Raw genomic sequence first — 18,060 nt, 5'->3', positions numbered from 1 at the left:
TTAGGCAAGATAGTTTGTTGTTATTTTTTTCAATTGATTAGCATGAATGAGGAAGCTTGTTTCCTCAATCAAAGTTTCCAGCTGCTCTTCATCCAAATAAGGTGAAATTCTTTCATTGTAAACTTGGAACAGATCCCAAAATTCTGATTCAATTTCAATCCGTTCATAAAATTCAATCATGCCTGCAGCATATCTATTTACCAGTTGGTTTTTTAAGTTCTCATTTTCTTTGACCTGAAGGTATGCTAAACAAAAAGCTTCCAACAAGGCAAGAGTTGGGTTTTCGTCAGTCAAAGATCTGCTGATCAGGCGGACAGCACCATAAAGATGTTTTACATTATCAAGTGGAGTACCGATTCCCACCACATCATCCTCAATTACTCGAAGGAATTTGAACAGAATCGACTCATGGGAGTATTTACCTTCTTCAGTGTCCACCATTAATGAAAACGGTTCTCCCTGGTCCGTAACATAATCTGTCTTGGCAAACTTGGAGTTGAAATAATAGAATAGGAAGTCTTTTAAATCTTCATTGAGGTCTGTCCAATCTTTGTCCTCTTGCAAACCTTCCATGCAAAAGTTTCGCATGTCGTCAATGGCCCGCTTCCGCTTCTCGGAAATTTTATCATAAACAAACTCCGTCAGAAAGCCTAAACATTTGAAAATCTCCTCAGCGATTTTGCTTTCTGCTTCTTTGTTTAGTGGAAAATTTATTGCCCGCTGTATTTCCAATTTGGCTCGATCTGGCGTATAGTACCTTTGAAGAAACCTTTCAAGGCCTTCAAAATATCCTCCCTCTTCTTTCCTTACTACCTCGATCCTATACTGGTTTTTGGCATAGTCTTGCGTGAAATCCTCAATCAATTCGATACAACACATGCGGTAAATCGACTTAGAAAGATCAGTTTTGTTTTCCTCTGTATATGGGACGTATACGATTAACCTTTCTCCCACTATCGCTTTCAACAAGGGTGTTAAAAACCCTTGAAAAAATGAAACTTCTTTTTGATCCTCTGATGTCTCCACCGCAACCCTTATTTGACTCAGCAACTCAAACATGGATCGCTTTTCCTCGATGTCTCCCTTGAAGGAATTACCGAAGAAATACATCACTGTATCATAATCCGGATTTAGATATTGAAAATTCCTTTTCCCTATACTAAGTCCTTGTGCTTTAATTTCCTGAACCAGCTCCAACTCGGTTTTCCAACCTTTAGACTCTGGAGAAACTTTTCGAAGGTTACATTTTTTGAATTCACTGCATTCAGTACTGCATTCACTAAACGCGAACATTCTATTGTCTTTCGTACAATGTAGCTTGACAACATCATTGCTTGGAGTGGCAATGGTAATGTACGCTGAAGGAATTCTTAGATTATAATAATTCAAAATCTGATCAAGATCCTCTTCATAAAACCATTTGTTTTTGATGATTCCCAATGGAAAGCTTTGATCTGAATAGTTGGGATTGATCCTTGCAAGCCTATAATCCGAAACCAAAATAACAGACAATGCCGTACGCTTATCTCTCCCAGATCGCCCGGCCTCTTGGACGAAAGCTTCTAGTGAACTTGAGTAATTCATATTGACTGTAAACCTTACATTAGGTTTGTCAATCCCCATCCCAAAAGCTTTTGTAGCAACCATGATTGGCAATTGGTTATCCCTGAATTTTTCGAGATTTTCTATAGAAGAATCATCATCATCTTGACCAGTAAATGACCCTATATCCGGACTTATATCATTCCTTAAGTTTTCGGCGTTTTTCTCAACAGATAAATCAGTCTTTGAAGCATGTGGACAGAAAATAATCCCAGCATGCTCGTAGGTATCTCTTTCAGAATAAAAATCGGCAGGAACGTAGACATTTATTTCAGATGGACTCAGACTGGAGGCTTCCTGCCTTTGTTCATATCGATCGAAAATTTTAGCCAGAGCACCAGGTTCTTGGAGATAATTTAAATGAAATGGAATTTCTCCGACATAATCTCGTAAGAATGCTGCTTTGAATTTGAACGGAGTCCACTTGTCCGTAATATTCTTGGCTCGGGGGAGAAAAGCAGGCATTTTTTTATTCCTATCATAATACTCATCATCCTTGAATTCAACCCGTACTTTTTCAATTTTGTATTGAAGTTCAAGTCTGTTTGTATTTTCATACCTGACTATGGTATCAGGATCCAAATCGAAGGCTCCATTTCCAGAGAGTTCCCTCTCTACATCTGCTAACACGTCAAAGGATGCGGTCGCGGTAAGTCCAAAAAGGGAAATTGGGCCTTCCTTTGCCCGAACATAATTATAGAGGTTTCTTCCAAGGTGCAAATACGAAAATCTGAAATCGTGTCCCCATTCCGAAACACAATGAACTTCATCGATGACTCCATATGAAAAGTAAACATTATAAGAATGCATGTGATAGAGCCTCTTTCTGAAGGATAGTATTGAAAGTCTTTCAGGAGAAAGGAAAACGAACTGGAGTTGAGAGGATTCAAGCTCATCTTCTCTTTTCTTTTTTTCTTCAGTAGTCAAAGAAGAATTGATATATGTACAGGAATCGATCCCTGCTGCCAGCAAACCATCATACTGATCCTTCATTAGAGATTTTAAAGGATCTACAATCAATGCTATTCCGGGCTGCATCAAAACAGGAATCTGATAAGTCAAAGACTTACCTCCCCCTGTAGGAAGAAGTCCAATTACCGGTAAATTTTGCAATGCCCTATCCAAGATCGGGAGTTGACCAGGGCGGAAGCTTTCCTTTCGAAAAAGTAATTGAAGGAAATAAGTCAGTTTTGTGACATTCTCTTCAATCTCCTGATAGTTACCCCTTGTATCTTTTTTTACAAGGTTTTTATATTTAATCAAAGAGGAGGTATAAATCTGCCTTTTTGATCTGTAATTTTGAATATTACGGGTATTGAAATAACAGTTGTTTTTAGCCTTGAATGAACTGAATCCTTCAATTTTTTCATCCACAGCTTTAAGCATGGATAAAGTGAATACCAAGTCAAAACCCACACTTGACTTATCCTTAGGTAGGGTCTCATGAACTGGATGGCCCAAATGCAAACCAGAATCTTTAAATAGATCATTTCCGATAATGGTAAGATTGATTTCAGGAAGCTTCAACCCATCATACTCAAAGGTCAATTCTGTTAAATTGGTAAAAAGCTGCTTAAAATCTTCGATTGCCAATGCAGCAAAAGGAACATCTGCCTCTTCAATAAGAAGGTTCCAGACTTTTGACTTCAAACTGATATGACCCGTAATCAGTGCTTCAATCAAAATCTTATGAAACCGACCTATGGCTAAAGGGGATAAAATCAATTGAGCAAGGACAAGTTCATATTCACTTAAATGCTCAAGATTTACCCGCTCGAACCTAACTATTTTTTCAACACCCTTAAGGCTTACATTAGGTTTAGATGGAAATGAAATCCCTCCTAATCTGATCGACCGGTCAGTTAGCCCAAAACACTTGGAAAAAACTTCCTCGACAAGAATGCTCGGTTTGGTTGGGACACCTCGAGTAATGATATTATTAAGAACAGCAAGAATAGGATGTATGTCTTCATAGACACTGGCACCCAAATCAAAAGGAGCAGCAACTTCAAAATGTGAAATAAATTTTAATTGCTCAGCTAAGTAAGAATCTTTCACTTGATCCCTAACTATATCCAATACGTACCCTGCCTGAAACTGAACCGGTGGAAAGTACTCGATTGGAATCAAATGACCTATTTCATTGACTTCAAGCTTATAAAGTTTACACTTAAAGGTCCATTTTTCATAGAAATAAGGATCTTCTTTTTCAAAAATCAGATCAATAAGCTTTTTATCAAAATAGCTCATGAAGGCATCAATCCTTTGATTACCAGGATTGAGAGGGCCGACACAAACTAAAAAATTATCTGAAAGAACAGTTGAATCAATCAGCCTGGATAAATATTTAAGATCAATCTGAGCTACATCAAGAATATTGGAAAAAATATGGATCACAGGAATGTCAGGATACCCCTTGATCTCTTCCTTGGAAATAGATTCAAAAAACTTATTGATAGTAACCAATTCTACCTCCTTGTTCAAATAAACAGAAGTATGCAGTCTGGCTCTTTCCAAAGCTTTGGAGGAGGGTTCAATTAAGGTAACCTTCCTAACATTTAAAGATTTCCCTCGCTTGAGAATATGATCAAATAGATTGATACTGCCCATCCCTTGACCACATCCCCAGTCAATCACATCAAATTTTTGATCGAAGAGTTCTGAAGGTAATTCTTTGAATGCATCTTGAAGCTTTGCCTTATGCATTTTCCCGAAGGAATTCATGTATTGACAAAGGGTGAGGTGATCATCCAATAAAGCCAGCCCTCTATCTAATCTGTCAAAAAGATCCTTTTTTTTGGCTTCTGAAAAGGAAGCTATTTCCTGAATCGCAAAACGACGGATGGTATCAAAGGATGGTGTTTCCAATCCTAAGATTTTAGTAATATAGTTTTCCAAGCTATTTAATAGTTCTAAAAGTCAGGTTTACTCGCTCTCCAATTATTTTTTGAGTTTTAGGTACTTGATGTAGCCAATTATGCTGAAGTTCCCCCATCATGATCAAAAGACTGCCATGCTTTAAAAGAATGTCAATTCGTTCTTGGGTTTTCATATGCTTTAGTTGAAATACCCTTTCGGCACCGAAATTCACAGAGGCAATTATGGGATTTCTGCCCAATTCCTTTTCAGCATCAGTGTGCCACGAAATCGAATCGCTCCCATCTCGGTAACGATTCAATAAAACACTATTAAAAGTAGTTCCCGACAAAGGTTCTATTAACTTCTTAATTTCAAGAAGCTCAGTATTCCAAGGCTTTGGCTGAAGGGTTATGCCTGAAAATGAATATGGTTTGTCGTTATCTCCATACCAGGCAGTTAATCTTGGGAACTTCACATATTTTCCATACATCATCATTCCTTCTTGATTCCACTCTATCGTCTCTATAAAAGCCTTGAGGTATTGACTTGCCTTTGAATGAGGGAAAAAATCAGGGATATAAATATAGGATCCCCCATTGATCTGAACAGGTTCGTTTGGGTTTGAAAAAAGTCCAAATAAGTTGAGTTGATCCATAAAGTAACAGCTTTCAAAAGCACTAAATAAATAAAAATGACTGAATGATTGATTGGTTACAATTTCTTAGTTTACATGAAAATCTAACTCCAATTTCAAATTTGTCGCGAAAAAATATGAAATACTTCTTGGAAATTGGAAAAAATGGAAAATCATCTTGAACCGCTGGATCTACAATAAACTTGTGCTTATATCTAAATAAAATTTTAGTCAACCTCAGCGAAAAACAATACCAATGGATGTCAACGACTTAACTTTAACTACCTCTTTTGGCTGGATAGATTTTTCCAAAGAGCAAAGAAACAAGGTAGGTGCAGTACTCGATCTACTCAAATTTGAAGGAATGGTAGATGAGCTTGGTCTTGGAACCGTAAGGGATATTTTAGCAGACAGGATGTTTCCTGGTATCAGTACCATCCAGACCAAAGCAAAATACTTCTTTTACATCCCTTATATCCTCTGGGATTACCAGTTGCTACCTCCTGGTCAGAAAAAGAAAATCAGTCCTTCCAAATTCTTGGATGATACTGAGCATGAAATAATGTGGGAATTGGCACCAAAGTATCAAGATGGAGATGGGGTTATCGGGATAAGTAAAAAAAAAACTGAAAGAATTGCCAGAAGACCTTCTGCTATTTATTGGAATGGCTTATACACTTTTGGTTTAATCGACACAAGAGGTCTTGGTGCTGAATCTTTTTTAAAGAATTGCGCAAAAAGAACTCTTTCTGACCTGCTTTCTTCTTCATCTAATGGAGATGATGTGACCAAGGATGATGCTGAAGTGGATTTTGAGAATATCTTCAGGATTAAGATTCCCTACAAAAAGGACTGGAGAAACAATTTGACCATTGAATTGGACGAGGGAGAAGCACAGATATTAAAGGATCATATCAAAAGCAGGGCAAATAAAACTTTGCTTAGCCTATTGGTTGAGGAAGATAAAATATGGAATGTTTTTTCGGCAGCTGATAACTTCAGCGAATTCGCAACGGCTTGTGAAAGCTTAAAAATGCCATCCCCGATTTTTAAGGAAATACAATTGGCCCATGATTTTTCAGAATTGATGTACGGTAGTCATCTGTTTTATAATGTGATGATCCAGGAAAAGAAGTTTGGGAATGGATTTTATTTGAATGAATGGGAATCGTGGAAAAACAGAATCTTAGATAATTTGATGCTGGGTAATGCTTTTAATCCTGATGAAATTTTCAGTCTTGGTAAAGTCAATAGGGACGAGACTGTCCTATTCATTAAGGAATTTTGGAAAATGGCTAATCAAGGATTTGAAGATGAGAAATCCTTAAAAAGGATAATCACCAATCAAGAGTTTGGTGTAAAAGGAGGAAAAGCACGAATATTTCCAGAAAAACTTCACGATGTAAAAGAAAAAGAATGGATAGGGCTAAGGCATTTTGAATATAGGTTTAGGCAAGCTAAGGTGATTATAAACGATATCCGGAATCCCAAATAATCAAATATGTTAGATCCGAAACAAAACAGAGTGGATTATGGAAGTCAATTGGCTCCACCTGATGGCTATGAATTGAGTGCAGCTATAGGTACTACGTATTCATTGGATATGGAAGCCCTAATGCTGATTCCAGTTTCCCTTTTTTATGCCCAGCCTATAGAAGGCGATCCTGATCAGATCCGCTATGATATGTTGGATGCCATAACGAATGCATCTAAGAAAATCACACTTTTTTGTCAAAAAGGCCAGATCAAGGTTCCTAAGAAATACCATCCGCTGATGGCCTATTGGGAGAATGGAATCGTACAAGTCCAAATGAAAAAGGATAATCAATCCTTTCATCCCAAAGTCTGGATAGCGCGGTATGAAAAAGAAGGTTTATCTGCCGTCTACAGGTTGATGGTCACCAGCCGGAATTTGACATTTGACCAATCCTGGGATATGGCTTTCTCAACTATGGGTGTGGTTGGCAATGAAGCTTTTGAAGAAAATCAAACTTTAATTGATTTTATAGAACAGTTGTATTCCAATACTAAAAAACGTATCGATAGAAAATTTCTGTTCGAACTGGCAAAGGTAAAATTCAAGTTGCCTGATGGTGTTCAGCAGATAAAATTTCATCCAATTGGAATTAACCATAGATTTAAAAATAATGCCATTGTAAAATCTCCTTTAGTGTTTGAGGATTGGGATCAACTTCTGATAGTCTCCCCATTTCTGGACAATAAAACACTTGAACATTTTAAACAAAAAACCAAGAAGCCGATTGCTTTATTCAGTTCAAAGGAAGCGTTGGATGGGATTGATAGGGCAGTTTTACAGAACAAGTTTGAGTTATGGAAATTCTCTCCTGTTTTAGAGTATGCGATAAATTTAGACTCTGTTGATGAGGCATCATCAGATGGTGTGGATCAGGGACTTCACGCTAAATTTTTTATTGGACTAAGGGATGGAAAGTCAAATTGGTTTATCGGTTCAGCCAATTGTACAGATCCTGCCATGGAAAGAAATATTGAATTTTTAATACGACTGGTTTCGGAAGGGAAAGACAGGTTTAAGCCTTTTTCCATCAAGAAGCAATTGACTGGTGAACTGGCAGATTCGAAAGGTATCAAATTGTTTGAACCTTATGACTTAGAAGAAGGAGTGGATCAGCCTTCAACTATAAACCTTGATCTCCAGATCAGAAAACTAAAGTACTCGATTTCAAAAGCCAAGCTCCAAGGTAGAATTGAAGAATCAGAGCAACGATCAAGTTTTGGCTATTTCATGAATTACGATGCAAGAAAGCTCAAACTTGAAGAGGGCTTTAAAATTACACTAAAACCCCTTGTAGAAAATTCTAAAAAGCCTTATTTAATCAAGGCGGGTGAAATAAATGAAATCTATTCATTTGGACCATACTCAGAAGCGGAGTTGAGTCCTTTCATAGTTTTCACGATCTACAAGGATGATATTCAGCTGAGTTCTTTTTTGCTGGAAATGGATGTAGAATTGCCCGAATCAAGATTGGGTCGGATTTTCTCTTTGATTATTGACAATAGGGATAAGTTTTTGAAGTACCTCACATTCTTGCTCACCGGAGAAGAGACAAGTCTTATTTCAGATCCAAATGTCAAAAAAGCTGCTGATGGTAACTTAGGTAAAAATGGATTTTTGGATGGCACTCCTTTATTTGAAAAAATGATGCTCGCCTCAAGCAGAAATCCATCAAGGTTAAAGGCCGTGGATGATTTGGTGGAGCGATTGAAATCAGAGAAGCAGGAAGAAAAGGAGATAATTGATGATGAATTCGAAAAGTTTTGGTCAATTTTTAAAGAGTTTGTACCCAAAAAGTAACCTATGAAGGAACAGATTGAAAAAACTTTGTCTGGATTAAAAGACTTCCAAAAGAAGACTGTTGATTATGTATATGATCAACTTTATACTCGGGGAAGAAACCGAATGTTGATTGCGGATGAAGTTGGTCTGGGAAAAACTATTGTAACTAAAGGTCTTCTGGCAAAAGCTTTTTGGGACACTTTCGAAAAGTCTAAAGGGGAAAAGTCTTTTAAGGTTGTATATGTCTGTTCTAATCAGGCTTTGGCCAAACAGAATCTTAAGAAATTAAATTTCACGAGTGATCCTTCTGTCATCGATTATTCAAATGAAGACGATCGGATAACAGCATTGGCTTATGAGCAAAAGGAATTCAATTCAAACTTTAATTTTAGCATAAAGGCATTTACACCAGCTACTTCATTTGACAACAAGACAAGTGCGGGGAAAGCCGATGAAAGGTTCCTATTATATAGACTCCTAATTGGTTACAAGGACATTCAGTCAAATTCTGAAACTTTTAAATACATCCTTAAAGGCAGAGTAAATGAAGAAACTTGGAAAAATAGAATAAGTGATTTTGAAGAAAATGATAGTAAAGTTAGAGGTTTGAGAAGAGGAGTAAAAAAGCTTTTTAAAGATCAATTAGATGAACTTGTAAGTCCCGAATTATTACCTAATTGTTTTCGTGAAACAGGTATAAGGTATCCAATGAAGCTTTGGACTATACTAAAGAAATTATGTGAAATAGAAATTAATTCAAAAAATTGGAGAGACTATGATTTTTATAATGAATTGATCAGTGAATTAAGATTCAGACTTTCCAAAGCCTGTCTGGAATTCCTGGAGGCAGATGTATTTGTCCTGGATGAATTTCAGCGTTTCAAGCAATTGATTGATCATACTGAGGAAACAGAGAATTTAAGTCCTGCTATAGAGCTCGCAAGGGATATTTTCTCAATTGGTTCTTCAAAAGTAATTATGTTATCAGCGACCCCCTTCAAGCCATATACCAATGATTTTGATGCAATATCGGGCGAAGTGCACCATGAAGAATTTGAAACCGTTCTTAGATTTTTGATCGGAGAAAACACAGATGAGTTTTGGCATAATTATGAAAAAGACAGAAAAGCGTTTTTCGAGGTTATCAGGCATCCAAATAAATTAAAACACACTTTCGATCAGGCCTATCAAACCAAAAGCAATCTTGAGAATCATTTAAGGTCGGCTTTGTCAAGAACAGAAAGGTTTTTGGTAACAAACTCCGGATCTAATATTCTTAACACCCACCATGAACCTTTGGAAATCAATAAGGAGGATATTCAGGAGTTCATAGCGTTTGATCAGGTTACGAAGTATTTGAATGAAGTACACGATACGAATCTGAATATTCCCATGGAATATGTGAAGTCCTGTCCATACCCACTTTCATTCCTTGACTCTTATGCTCATAAAAAAAAGCTGGAAGAAAAAGCTAAGTTTGATCCGGAGCTAATAAAACTTTTAACCAAAAAAAAAGACTTATGGCTTGATCTAAATGCAATCAATCAATATAAAGAATTGGTTCCTAAGAAGGGTAAGAGTATTCCCAATGCTAAGATTCGCTTATTGTTAAAGGAGACAATTGAATCAGGAGGTTGGAAATATTTATGGATACCATCGTCCTTACCCTATTATGAATTTCAAGGGGCATTTAAAGGCAGTTCGGGATATAGTAAAACCCTTCTTTTTTCATCCTGGAAAATGGTTCCTAAAATGGTTGCGTCCTTGGTTTCATATGAAGCTGAACGGCTTACAGTAGGAAACAAAAAGACTATTTCAGAAAGGGAATGGACATTGGATAAAAGACAATATTTCCATCCCCCTAAGAAAAAAAGAACTCCTATTCCACAGCTTACTTTTAAAATAGATGTCGGAGACCAAGGAGCTAAGCAGATGAATAATTTTCTATTGTTGTTTCCGTCTTTGTTTTTGGCAAATCTTTATGATCCTTCATCGAATCTTTTTAAAAAATCAAGCTTAAGAGATATAAAGGAGGAATTGAAAGAAAAGCTGATTCAAAGATTGCTTTCTGACGAAATTCGTCTTCAGGTATTAGGGGAAGGAAATGATCAAGACTGGGAATGGTGCGCGCCATTATTGTTGGAAAAGATTTCAATCTCCAAGGATCTCACGAGGTCCTGGTTCGAAAAAGGTATGCCTTCAGGAACAGCTGATCCTGATAGCGAAACGCCAAATGATCACACCGAATCAAGTGGAAAACAAATACACTTTGATACCGCCAAAGATGCATATTTGTCCAAAGTGCCACTCCCATTACCCTATTTAAACGAATCAAAAGTTGGCCCTTTAGCAGAGATGATGGTTGATTTGGTTTTAGGTTCACCTGCCATTTGCTCACTCAGAGCTTTGTCCAGGTTATTTGGATCTAATGAGGAATCAATGGGGCATGCCTTTCATATTGCCTCGGCATTTTTAACACTATACAATAAACCTGAAAGTATAGCCACTCTGAGGTTATTTACCTCTGATAAGAAAAACTATTGGGAACAATGCCTCCAATATGGTATTGATGGGAATATACAAGCCATGTTGGATGAGTATTTCTTTATGCTGAAAGACTGTGAGAACCTTTCCACTTTAAAAGAGATCACGGAATTTGTCACCGATGTCTTATCCATTAGGACAGCAAGCATTGAAGCTGAAGGTTTCTCAGAATTTAAAAAGAAAATAGAAGGAAATAAGACGAAAAGAAATTCCATGAGAGCACACTTTGCCATTGATTTTGGCAGCCAAAAATTTAATACGGCCAAAAGTTCAGGTAGATCAATAAACGTTAGACAAGCTTTCAATTCCCCTTTTCGGCCTTTTGTTTTAGCATCAACTTCAGTAGGACAGGAAGGGCTGGATTTCCACTTCTATTGTAAGAAGATTTTTCATTGGAATTTACCATCTAATCCCATTGATTTTGAGCAGCGTGAGGGCAGAATTAACAGGTATAAAGGATTGATCATACGACAAAATTTGGCAGCTAAATACAAGGAGGAGTTAAAAGGTTCTTCCAGCATTTGGGAGGAAATCTTTACTCTGGCAGAAAGTGAAAAGGCTAAAAGTACATTCCCATGTGACCTTGTCCCGTATTGGCATACGGAACCCTTAGAAAATTTAAAGATTGAAAGGTTTGTGCCATTATACCCTTACAGCCGAGATATTGAGAGATATCAGCATTTGATTAAGGTACTGGCATTTTATCGATTGACATTTGGACAGCCTCGCCAAGACGAATTGATCGAAGCCCTTAATGCGGTTGATTTGGATTCGGAAGAAAAAGCCAGACTTAAAGAGCTTATGATTGAATTAAGTCCTGTCGTGTTTTATTGAAAAATGAATTTTTATAACCCCTTTTTGATCAAATTGATGATTTCCTTTTTTCAAGCTTTCTACATTAAAGAATGAAATTTCAAAGAAGTAAACAATGTAACGTTCAAAAACTAAGACTTAATAATGACTCACCAATTCGCAGATAGACTTATCTATAATAATAAAACCTACTAAATCTATTCAGAACTTTTATGGGATTACCTGAAACAAGCAGCTTTGCATTACCCACTTGTAGCTCCAAATACAGCTTGTAAGAGAGGGTATTCCGCAACCTATACAGTTCAAGGTAACATGTTGTTCTTGACTGATTGGAAAGGTTGAGGGTAATGTTACATAAATTGACTTTATATGAAGTTCCAATTTTGGGGGAAGGTTACATTTTGACTTTAACCCCAATACTCCACCAACTCCCTGCCAACCTCAATCTTTCTGGGTTCAGCGTTTTCACCCTTAGGAAAATAGAAGGGAGCCAAGTCTGCTCCTAAAGCCTGGATCATTTTGGATTTGATTCTCGAGAGCTTTTCACTGGCTGAATTGCTCAGCGGATTACTCAAGGACTCAATATTAGCATCAACCATAGTCGGATCACTTCCCGTGTAAAGTCCGGCATAGATTCTTTTTAGTTCCGGTCTGAAATCACTAAGCTCAACCAATCTAATACCCTCGGGATGATTCAAGTACAATAGAAATAGAGTTTTTTCCAAAGGAGTAAATTTTACCTCCAAGTTGCCAAGCTCAGGAAAAATGATTCGTTTGCTTTCTCCTTTAACTTGAAGTTTCAATGGTTTGGGATCCAATTTCCATCTGCTTTTGAAAAGCATCTGATCCCGAATTCCCTCAATTATTGACAAGACTTGGCGTATGACAGACCTGTCCACATTTCGTTTATCCATTAGATCCATACATGCTGGACAGATATCTGCTGTACGAAGCTTCAGGGAAACCTTCTTTTTTTCCGCACAAAAATCATTTATACAGCCGCGGGCTTCAATGTGTAAGTGGGCATTTAAATCGCTGTAATTATTAAATGTAAGCCGCTTCAAAACAGCCGACGCCACATGGTAAGCAACGGGATATCGATGATCACTCCCAGTATAATGTTCCCAAAAAGCAGTATGGACAAACAAGTTTCGCTGTCCTTTAGGATCACCTGCCGTAAACCAGCCGTATTCATTGGAGTGCTCTGTCAAAAGAACTATAAAATCATTTTCCGAAATCTTCTCTTTAATTCGATATTCCTGACATTGTTCAAAAATGGTTTCCCAAGAAACTTTATGGTGTATCCAAGGCTCCTCGCTGTAATGTAGATCCTTGGAGGATAATTTCTTTTCATAAAAAGTCATCGGCTCCAATTTCTGACTTTTCAGATCAACATCGGTAATTGAAATTTCTTCCATTCGGTCCTGAGGAATTTCCAAGTGTTTTTCTTGGGTCTTAAATTGAAGTGGACCCTGAAAAGTTTTTAACAATTCAAGTACCTCCCAAAATTTTTCAGAGGAGTATTCATGAGATCGAATCAACCAGATTGTATGCATTTGTCAAGTATCGGTGGATTGAAAAATCCTGACTCATAAAAGCCAGGATTTATATTATAAAATCTTTGCCAGATATCAAGGGCTGGCGACGGAAAGGTGAAATTGGGATCTATACCTCAATACCTAAATAGATTCTTCTTGGGAAATACCCAAATACAAACTTGGTCACATCACACAACCAAACTTGTAGATTAAAATCTTGACCAAAGATGCTTTTTATTCGATAAAAAGCCCCGTTTTGCCATTCATCTGCATCTCGAATATACTCAAGCAAATCAAAGTTCTCGATAGGTATTTCCGAAACCTTACAAACTACTTCCGATCCTTGATTACTCAGCTTATCCAACAAAGTGTCAGCTCCACAAACCATTTCCAAATCTGCTTTTGATCCTGTCCATTGCGGTAAATCCACGTACCAGCGACCATCCTTTTCTTTATAAAATTTCAGGTTTTTCATAGCTGTTAAAATTGATTTTTATCAGTCCTATTTTTAAAAAACTCTTCCTTTTTCAATCCTTTCGATTTCAATTTCATGAAATCAGTAATCTCTTCGCTGACAATAGCCATTGAGCACATCATTGAATTTTTCTGAAAACTAAAAGAGTCCTTTCCTTTTCTATCTAATTCTCGGGTTGCCTCTTCCACATTCAGCCCTGCTCCTAAGAAAAGGAATCTCCATTTCCCGCCCAATTCTAAAAAATTGATCTGGCGCTTGACTTCATAAGCATTAAATATCCTTGAAGCGTTTTCGAAGCCGTCAGTCAAAATTAACATGACCACATCTGTATGCTCGTTTTCAAGCTCACCCCTAAGTTTTGTTTTCAGAAATTGGATGCTAATACCGATCGCATCGTAAAGGGAGGTCATTCCATCAGGAAAAATTTCTCTCCAATCAATCCCTGCTTGGGAAATAGGTAGGATGCTTTCAGAAAACTTCAATACCTGATTGAACGCGCAATAGGAAAAGAATAAATCCTGATCTGCGAATTCCACTTGTTTGTCTTTGAATCCCTGCAATTGGGTTTGAAAACTTTGTCTTGCCTCATTCCAACAAGAATCCATACTGCCGCTTCGGTCCAAGACCAGATGATAATACGTTTGTTTTTTCATGGCTTTGTTTGTTAAATCTTCCGAAAGTTCCGTTAAAGCCATGATGACGCTAAATCTCTGCAAGCTTGTAGTCTACCACCTTGCGATTATCATTCTAACCGACTGAATTCTACCTCAACAAAAAGTAAATTCTAATTCCCCGACCTTAAGTCAGCTTTTAATTACTAACTGAAATGGCATTTTTCACTAACCGAAATCAGAACTGTGAGATGTGATAAACAGTACTTCTACCTCCTTCTTCTCCTTTTTCTAACACACCTTTTTCAAGCAAATCCTTGATATCTCTGCCGGCTGTATCCTGTGAAGTCTTGGTCATTTTGGCCCATTTGGAAGAGGTGAGGTTTCCAAAAAAGTCACCGTCAAGCAATTTATTGATCATTAACTTTTGCCTGTCATTCATCGCTGTAAGCGAATGAAGCTGCCAGAATTTCGCCTTATTTAAAACTCCTCCTATTACTTGGTTTGTATCTTGCAATGCGAAATAAAGACAATCCAAAAACCAGCTCAGCCATGGTGTAATATCTAAACTTCCTTGTTGGGTTCTTTCCAAAATATCATAGTATTCGTTTCGTCTTTTTCGAATAGCTGATGACATGCTATAAAACCGTTTGTCAGATTCTTCAGCACGGGCTAATTGCAAATCAGTTATAGCCCTTGCAATCCTTCCATTTCCATCATCAAAAGGGTGAATTGTAACAAACCACAAGTGGGCAATGCCAGCCTTTATTACCGGATCTAAGTCGGAGTTTTGGTTAAACCATTTCAAAAATCGATTCATTTCTTGTTCAAGGAGCTCTGCGGGAGGAGCTTCAAAATGGATTTTTTCTTTTCCCAAGGGACCGGATACCACTTGCATAGGTCCCTTTTCCTCACTTCTCCATTCTCCAACTTGGATTTTAAACATCCCACTTCGCCCGCTGGGGAACAGGCAGGAATGCCATCCAAATAATCTATCTTCTGTTAAATCTGATGCATAATTTGTCATAGCGTCAAGCATCATTTCAACAACTCCATCCACATTCCTGTCCGATGGAACCAACCCAACCACCTCCATACCCAACTTTCTCGCAAGCGAAGACCTAACCTGATCCACATCCAAAAGTTCTCCCTCGATCTCAGAAGTCTTGAGAATATCCTGTGTTAGGGTATTCAAGAAGGCCTCTTCTCTCAATTCAAAGCCCATAAACTCCATTCTCCCCAATAACCTCCCTTGCATTTCTTTTACCTTTAAAAGAATCGGGGTGAGGAGATTTAGATCAAATGTGAAATCTGGCCAGTTTTTGTCTTGATGAATATATATTCTCCGCATAATTAGCGGTGAATATAGTGATTATTCTCCGCAAAGCAGTAATTAAATCCGCAAAATATGCGGAGATTAGTAAAGTTAATCTCCGCATTTTAGACAAAATACTAATTGAGAGATTATTGGACTCTGATAGATTTACCCTTTAACCTAAACAAATAAAGTAATGAAGCCAGTCAGAAACCAAGAATTAGAAGACCAGGTAAAAACAGTAGAGACTGATCCAAAAATCAACCTCAAAGTTCCTGCTGAACTGAAAAACCCACACCCAATGATTAAGAGTTTACACTTTAATTCCTCAAAAAGTTGGGGCAGTTATCATGGAAAAAAGGCCTATCCTGGGGATAAAAATTTTGATGTTATCGTTGGGAAATCAAACTTGATGAGAGCCAAGCTTATTCTTGACACTTTTTTCAAAGCTATAGAAGGAAGAGGTCACTCCATTTTAATCCATGATGAGCACTCCTATTTGGAGGCTTTTGGAGAAAAACTAAGAATAAGATTTTGGGAAAAGAGCAAATACATCGGAAACCAAAATGAAAACATCTATCGAGATATGGAGCTCAGCGGTATCCTTTCCATTCAATATTTTAGAATTGGTAATTATGTGGAGCGAGAATGGAGCGATGCGACATACGTTAAACTTGAGGAAAAGCTCGGAAGAGTCATCGGCAGTCTGGAGTTCTATGCCAAAAAGGAAAAAGCAGAGCGACTGGAACGAGAGGAACGATGGAGAGTTCAAAAAATCAAGGAGGAACTAATCAAAGAAACAAACGCTCGAAAAGAGAAGGAATTCAAAAATTTCAAAACACTCTTGGATCAGAGTCTCAGATGGGAAAAAGCTCAATCCATTCGCGCCTTCTTAAACCAAATTCAGAATAATCCAGATGAATGGAAAGGAACTGAAAATCTGAGCGAATGGATCAGCTGGGCTAACGACAAAGCAGATTGGTTAGACCCTTCAATTGCAAAACCCGATCCCACTCTTAAACCATTTTCAAATTTCCACGAATCAATTTTGAATAATTCAATCAAACTTGACAGTTATAACGTAAATCAATTGTAAGACCAATTAGATTTAAGAATTCCGGGATTTCCAGGTTCGAATCCCAACATTTACCGTTCATCACATTTTTTCTGATAAAAATGTGGTAAGAAAAATCGAGACCTATCTAAGATTTAAGAATATAATTATTTGTTTACCAATTAATTACAGCTTAATGTTCGAATCCCTCTCTCTCTGCATAAAAAAGCCAAGCAAACTGCTTGGCTTTTTTGTTTTTATCCCTTGACTTTTGGAATCACTTCCTCTCCGATCAGGGCAATACTTTCAGAAAGCTGCTGATGACTCAAGCCTGCATTATCCATCTGGAAAGTAAATCGGTCGATACCACCAAGGGATTCGCTATGACGAAGGATTTTTTCCGCGACTTCCTCGGGCTCTCCCACTAAATACGCTCCCCATTTGGAATTTTGAGCTTCAAAATGTTGCTTGGTTACAGGAGGCCAGCCGCGCTCCCGTCCAATTCGGGTGAAAGTTTGGGCATAACCCGGATAGTAATCTTCCACAGCTTGCTCATGGGTTTTTCCAACAAAACCCAAAGAATGAAGTCCAACCTTCAACTCATCTTGGGAAAATCCTGCTTTATCTCCAGCTTCCCGATACAAATCCACTAATGGCCGAAATCGATGCGTCTCTCCTCCAATTACAGCAACCATTAATGGAAGCCCTAAAGCTCCAGCTCTGGCAAAAGACCCAGGAGTACCCCCAACACCCAACCAAATGGGCAATTTTTCCTGCACAGGTCTTGGGTAAATAGGTTGATTATGAAGTGCAGGGCGAAATTTTCCTGACCAAGTGACTATCTCCTGCTCTCGAATTTGGAGCAGTAGGCCAAGCTTTTCCGCAAAGAGTTTGTCATAATCTTGCAAATTCAAGCCAAATAGAGGAAAAGCTTCCGTAAACGAACCTCTGCCCACAACCATTTCTGCTCTACCTCCAGACACCAGATCTAAGGTGGCGAATTGCTGAAAAATCCTAACCGGATCAGCAGCACTGAGTACAGTCACCGCACTGCTCAACTTTATTTTTTTGGTCATTCCAGCCGCAGCTGCCAAAATCACTGAATTGGCAGAGTCCAAAAACTCCTTTCGGTGATGTTCTCCTATGGAAAAAATATCCAAACCCTTTTCATCAGCCAATTTGATCCGCTGGAGCAATTCTTCCATGGCCTGCTGGGCAGTTCCAACTGGATTTCCTTCTCTATCCGTTACAAATGCTGCAAAACTATCAATTCCGATTTCCATCGTTTTTCCTTTCTTT

General features: G+C 37.9%; 11 protein-coding genes. 4 read left to right on the top strand and 7 right to left on the bottom strand.

Annotated features, from left to right (window positions below; all coding sequences use genetic code 11):
* Together DFQ04_RS15105 and DFQ04_RS15100 are read right to left on the bottom strand one after the other, a co-directional pair.
* Positions 1–4,470 carry a DEAD/DEAH box helicase gene (locus DFQ04_RS15105; protein WP_133557358.1) on the bottom strand — a complete coding sequence of 1,490 codons (4,470 nt, stop codon included), beginning with the start codon at positions 4,468–4,470 and terminating at the stop codon, positions 1–3.
* A gap of 31 nt (positions 4,471–4,501) precedes the next feature.
* A complete protein-coding gene (locus DFQ04_RS15100) occupies positions 4,502–5,116 on the bottom strand; it encodes an alpha-ketoglutarate-dependent dioxygenase AlkB family protein (RefSeq protein WP_133557356.1) in 615 nt (204 codons plus the stop codon).
* Positions 5,117–5,351: 235 nt separating this feature from the next.
* Here DFQ04_RS15100 and DFQ04_RS15095 point away from each other — a divergent pair, with 235 nt between their 5' ends.
* From DFQ04_RS15095 to DFQ04_RS15085, 3 genes are read left to right on the top strand one after another with little or no spacing between them, the layout of a single operon-like run.
* Positions 5,352–6,590, top strand: a complete 1,239-nt coding sequence (locus DFQ04_RS15095; protein ID WP_133557354.1) for a DUF6361 family protein — start codon at positions 5,352–5,354, stop codon at positions 6,588–6,590.
* A 6-nt stretch (positions 6,591–6,596) separates the two neighbouring features.
* Positions 6,597–8,429, top strand: a complete 1,833-nt coding sequence (locus DFQ04_RS15090) for a phospholipase D family protein (RefSeq protein WP_133557352.1) — start codon at positions 6,597–6,599, stop codon at positions 8,427–8,429.
* A gap of 3 nt (positions 8,430–8,432) precedes the next feature.
* Positions 8,433–11,789, top strand: a complete 3,357-nt coding sequence (locus DFQ04_RS15085; protein ID WP_133557350.1) for a helicase-related protein — start codon at positions 8,433–8,435, stop codon at positions 11,787–11,789.
* A gap of 386 nt (positions 11,790–12,175) precedes the next feature.
* On the opposite strand, the gene DFQ04_RS15080 is transcribed toward DFQ04_RS15085, so the two are convergent.
* The 4 genes from DFQ04_RS15080 to DFQ04_RS15065 all read right to left on the bottom strand — a co-directional run bounded on the left by DFQ04_RS15080 (position 12,176) and on the right by DFQ04_RS15065 (position 15,743).
* Positions 12,176–13,324, bottom strand: a complete 1,149-nt coding sequence (locus tag DFQ04_RS15080) for a hypothetical protein (RefSeq protein ID WP_133557348.1) — start codon at positions 13,322–13,324, stop codon at positions 12,176–12,178.
* Between the two features lie 109 nt (positions 13,325–13,433).
* The gene (locus DFQ04_RS15075; RefSeq protein WP_133557346.1) at positions 13,434–13,781 is read right to left on the bottom strand and encodes a DUF6717 family protein; all 348 of its coding nucleotides are present in this window, start codon (positions 13,779–13,781) and stop codon (positions 13,434–13,436) included.
* Between the two features lie 5 nt (positions 13,782–13,786).
* On the bottom strand, positions 13,787–14,434 hold the full coding sequence (locus DFQ04_RS15070) for a vWA domain-containing protein (protein WP_133557344.1): 648 nt from the start codon (positions 14,432–14,434) through the stop codon (positions 13,787–13,789).
* 196 nt (positions 14,435–14,630) lie between these two features.
* Positions 14,631–15,743, bottom strand: coding sequence for a Fic family protein (locus DFQ04_RS15065; protein WP_133557342.1), 1,113 nt, complete (start codon positions 15,741–15,743; stop codon positions 14,631–14,633).
* A gap of 160 nt (positions 15,744–15,903) precedes the next feature.
* On the opposite strand from DFQ04_RS15065, the gene DFQ04_RS15060 reads away from it, so the two are divergent.
* Positions 15,904–16,803, top strand: a complete 900-nt coding sequence (locus DFQ04_RS15060) for a hypothetical protein (protein ID WP_133557340.1) — start codon at positions 15,904–15,906, stop codon at positions 16,801–16,803.
* A 215-nt stretch (positions 16,804–17,018) separates the two neighbouring features.
* On the opposite strand, the gene DFQ04_RS15055 is transcribed toward DFQ04_RS15060, so the two are convergent.
* Complete coding sequence (locus DFQ04_RS15055) at positions 17,019–18,044, bottom strand: LLM class flavin-dependent oxidoreductase (RefSeq protein ID WP_133557338.1); 1,026 nt, start codon at positions 18,042–18,044, stop codon at positions 17,019–17,021.
* Positions 18,045–18,060: the final 16 nt, after the last annotated feature.

Origin of the sequence: Algoriphagus boseongensis, from assembly GCF_004362805.1 — a bacterium.
Lineage (GTDB): Bacteria > Bacteroidota > Bacteroidia > Cytophagales > Cyclobacteriaceae > Algoriphagus > Algoriphagus boseongensis.
Note: the sequence above shows the minus strand (reverse complement) of the source record. Positions and strands in the feature narration are given on the sequence as shown.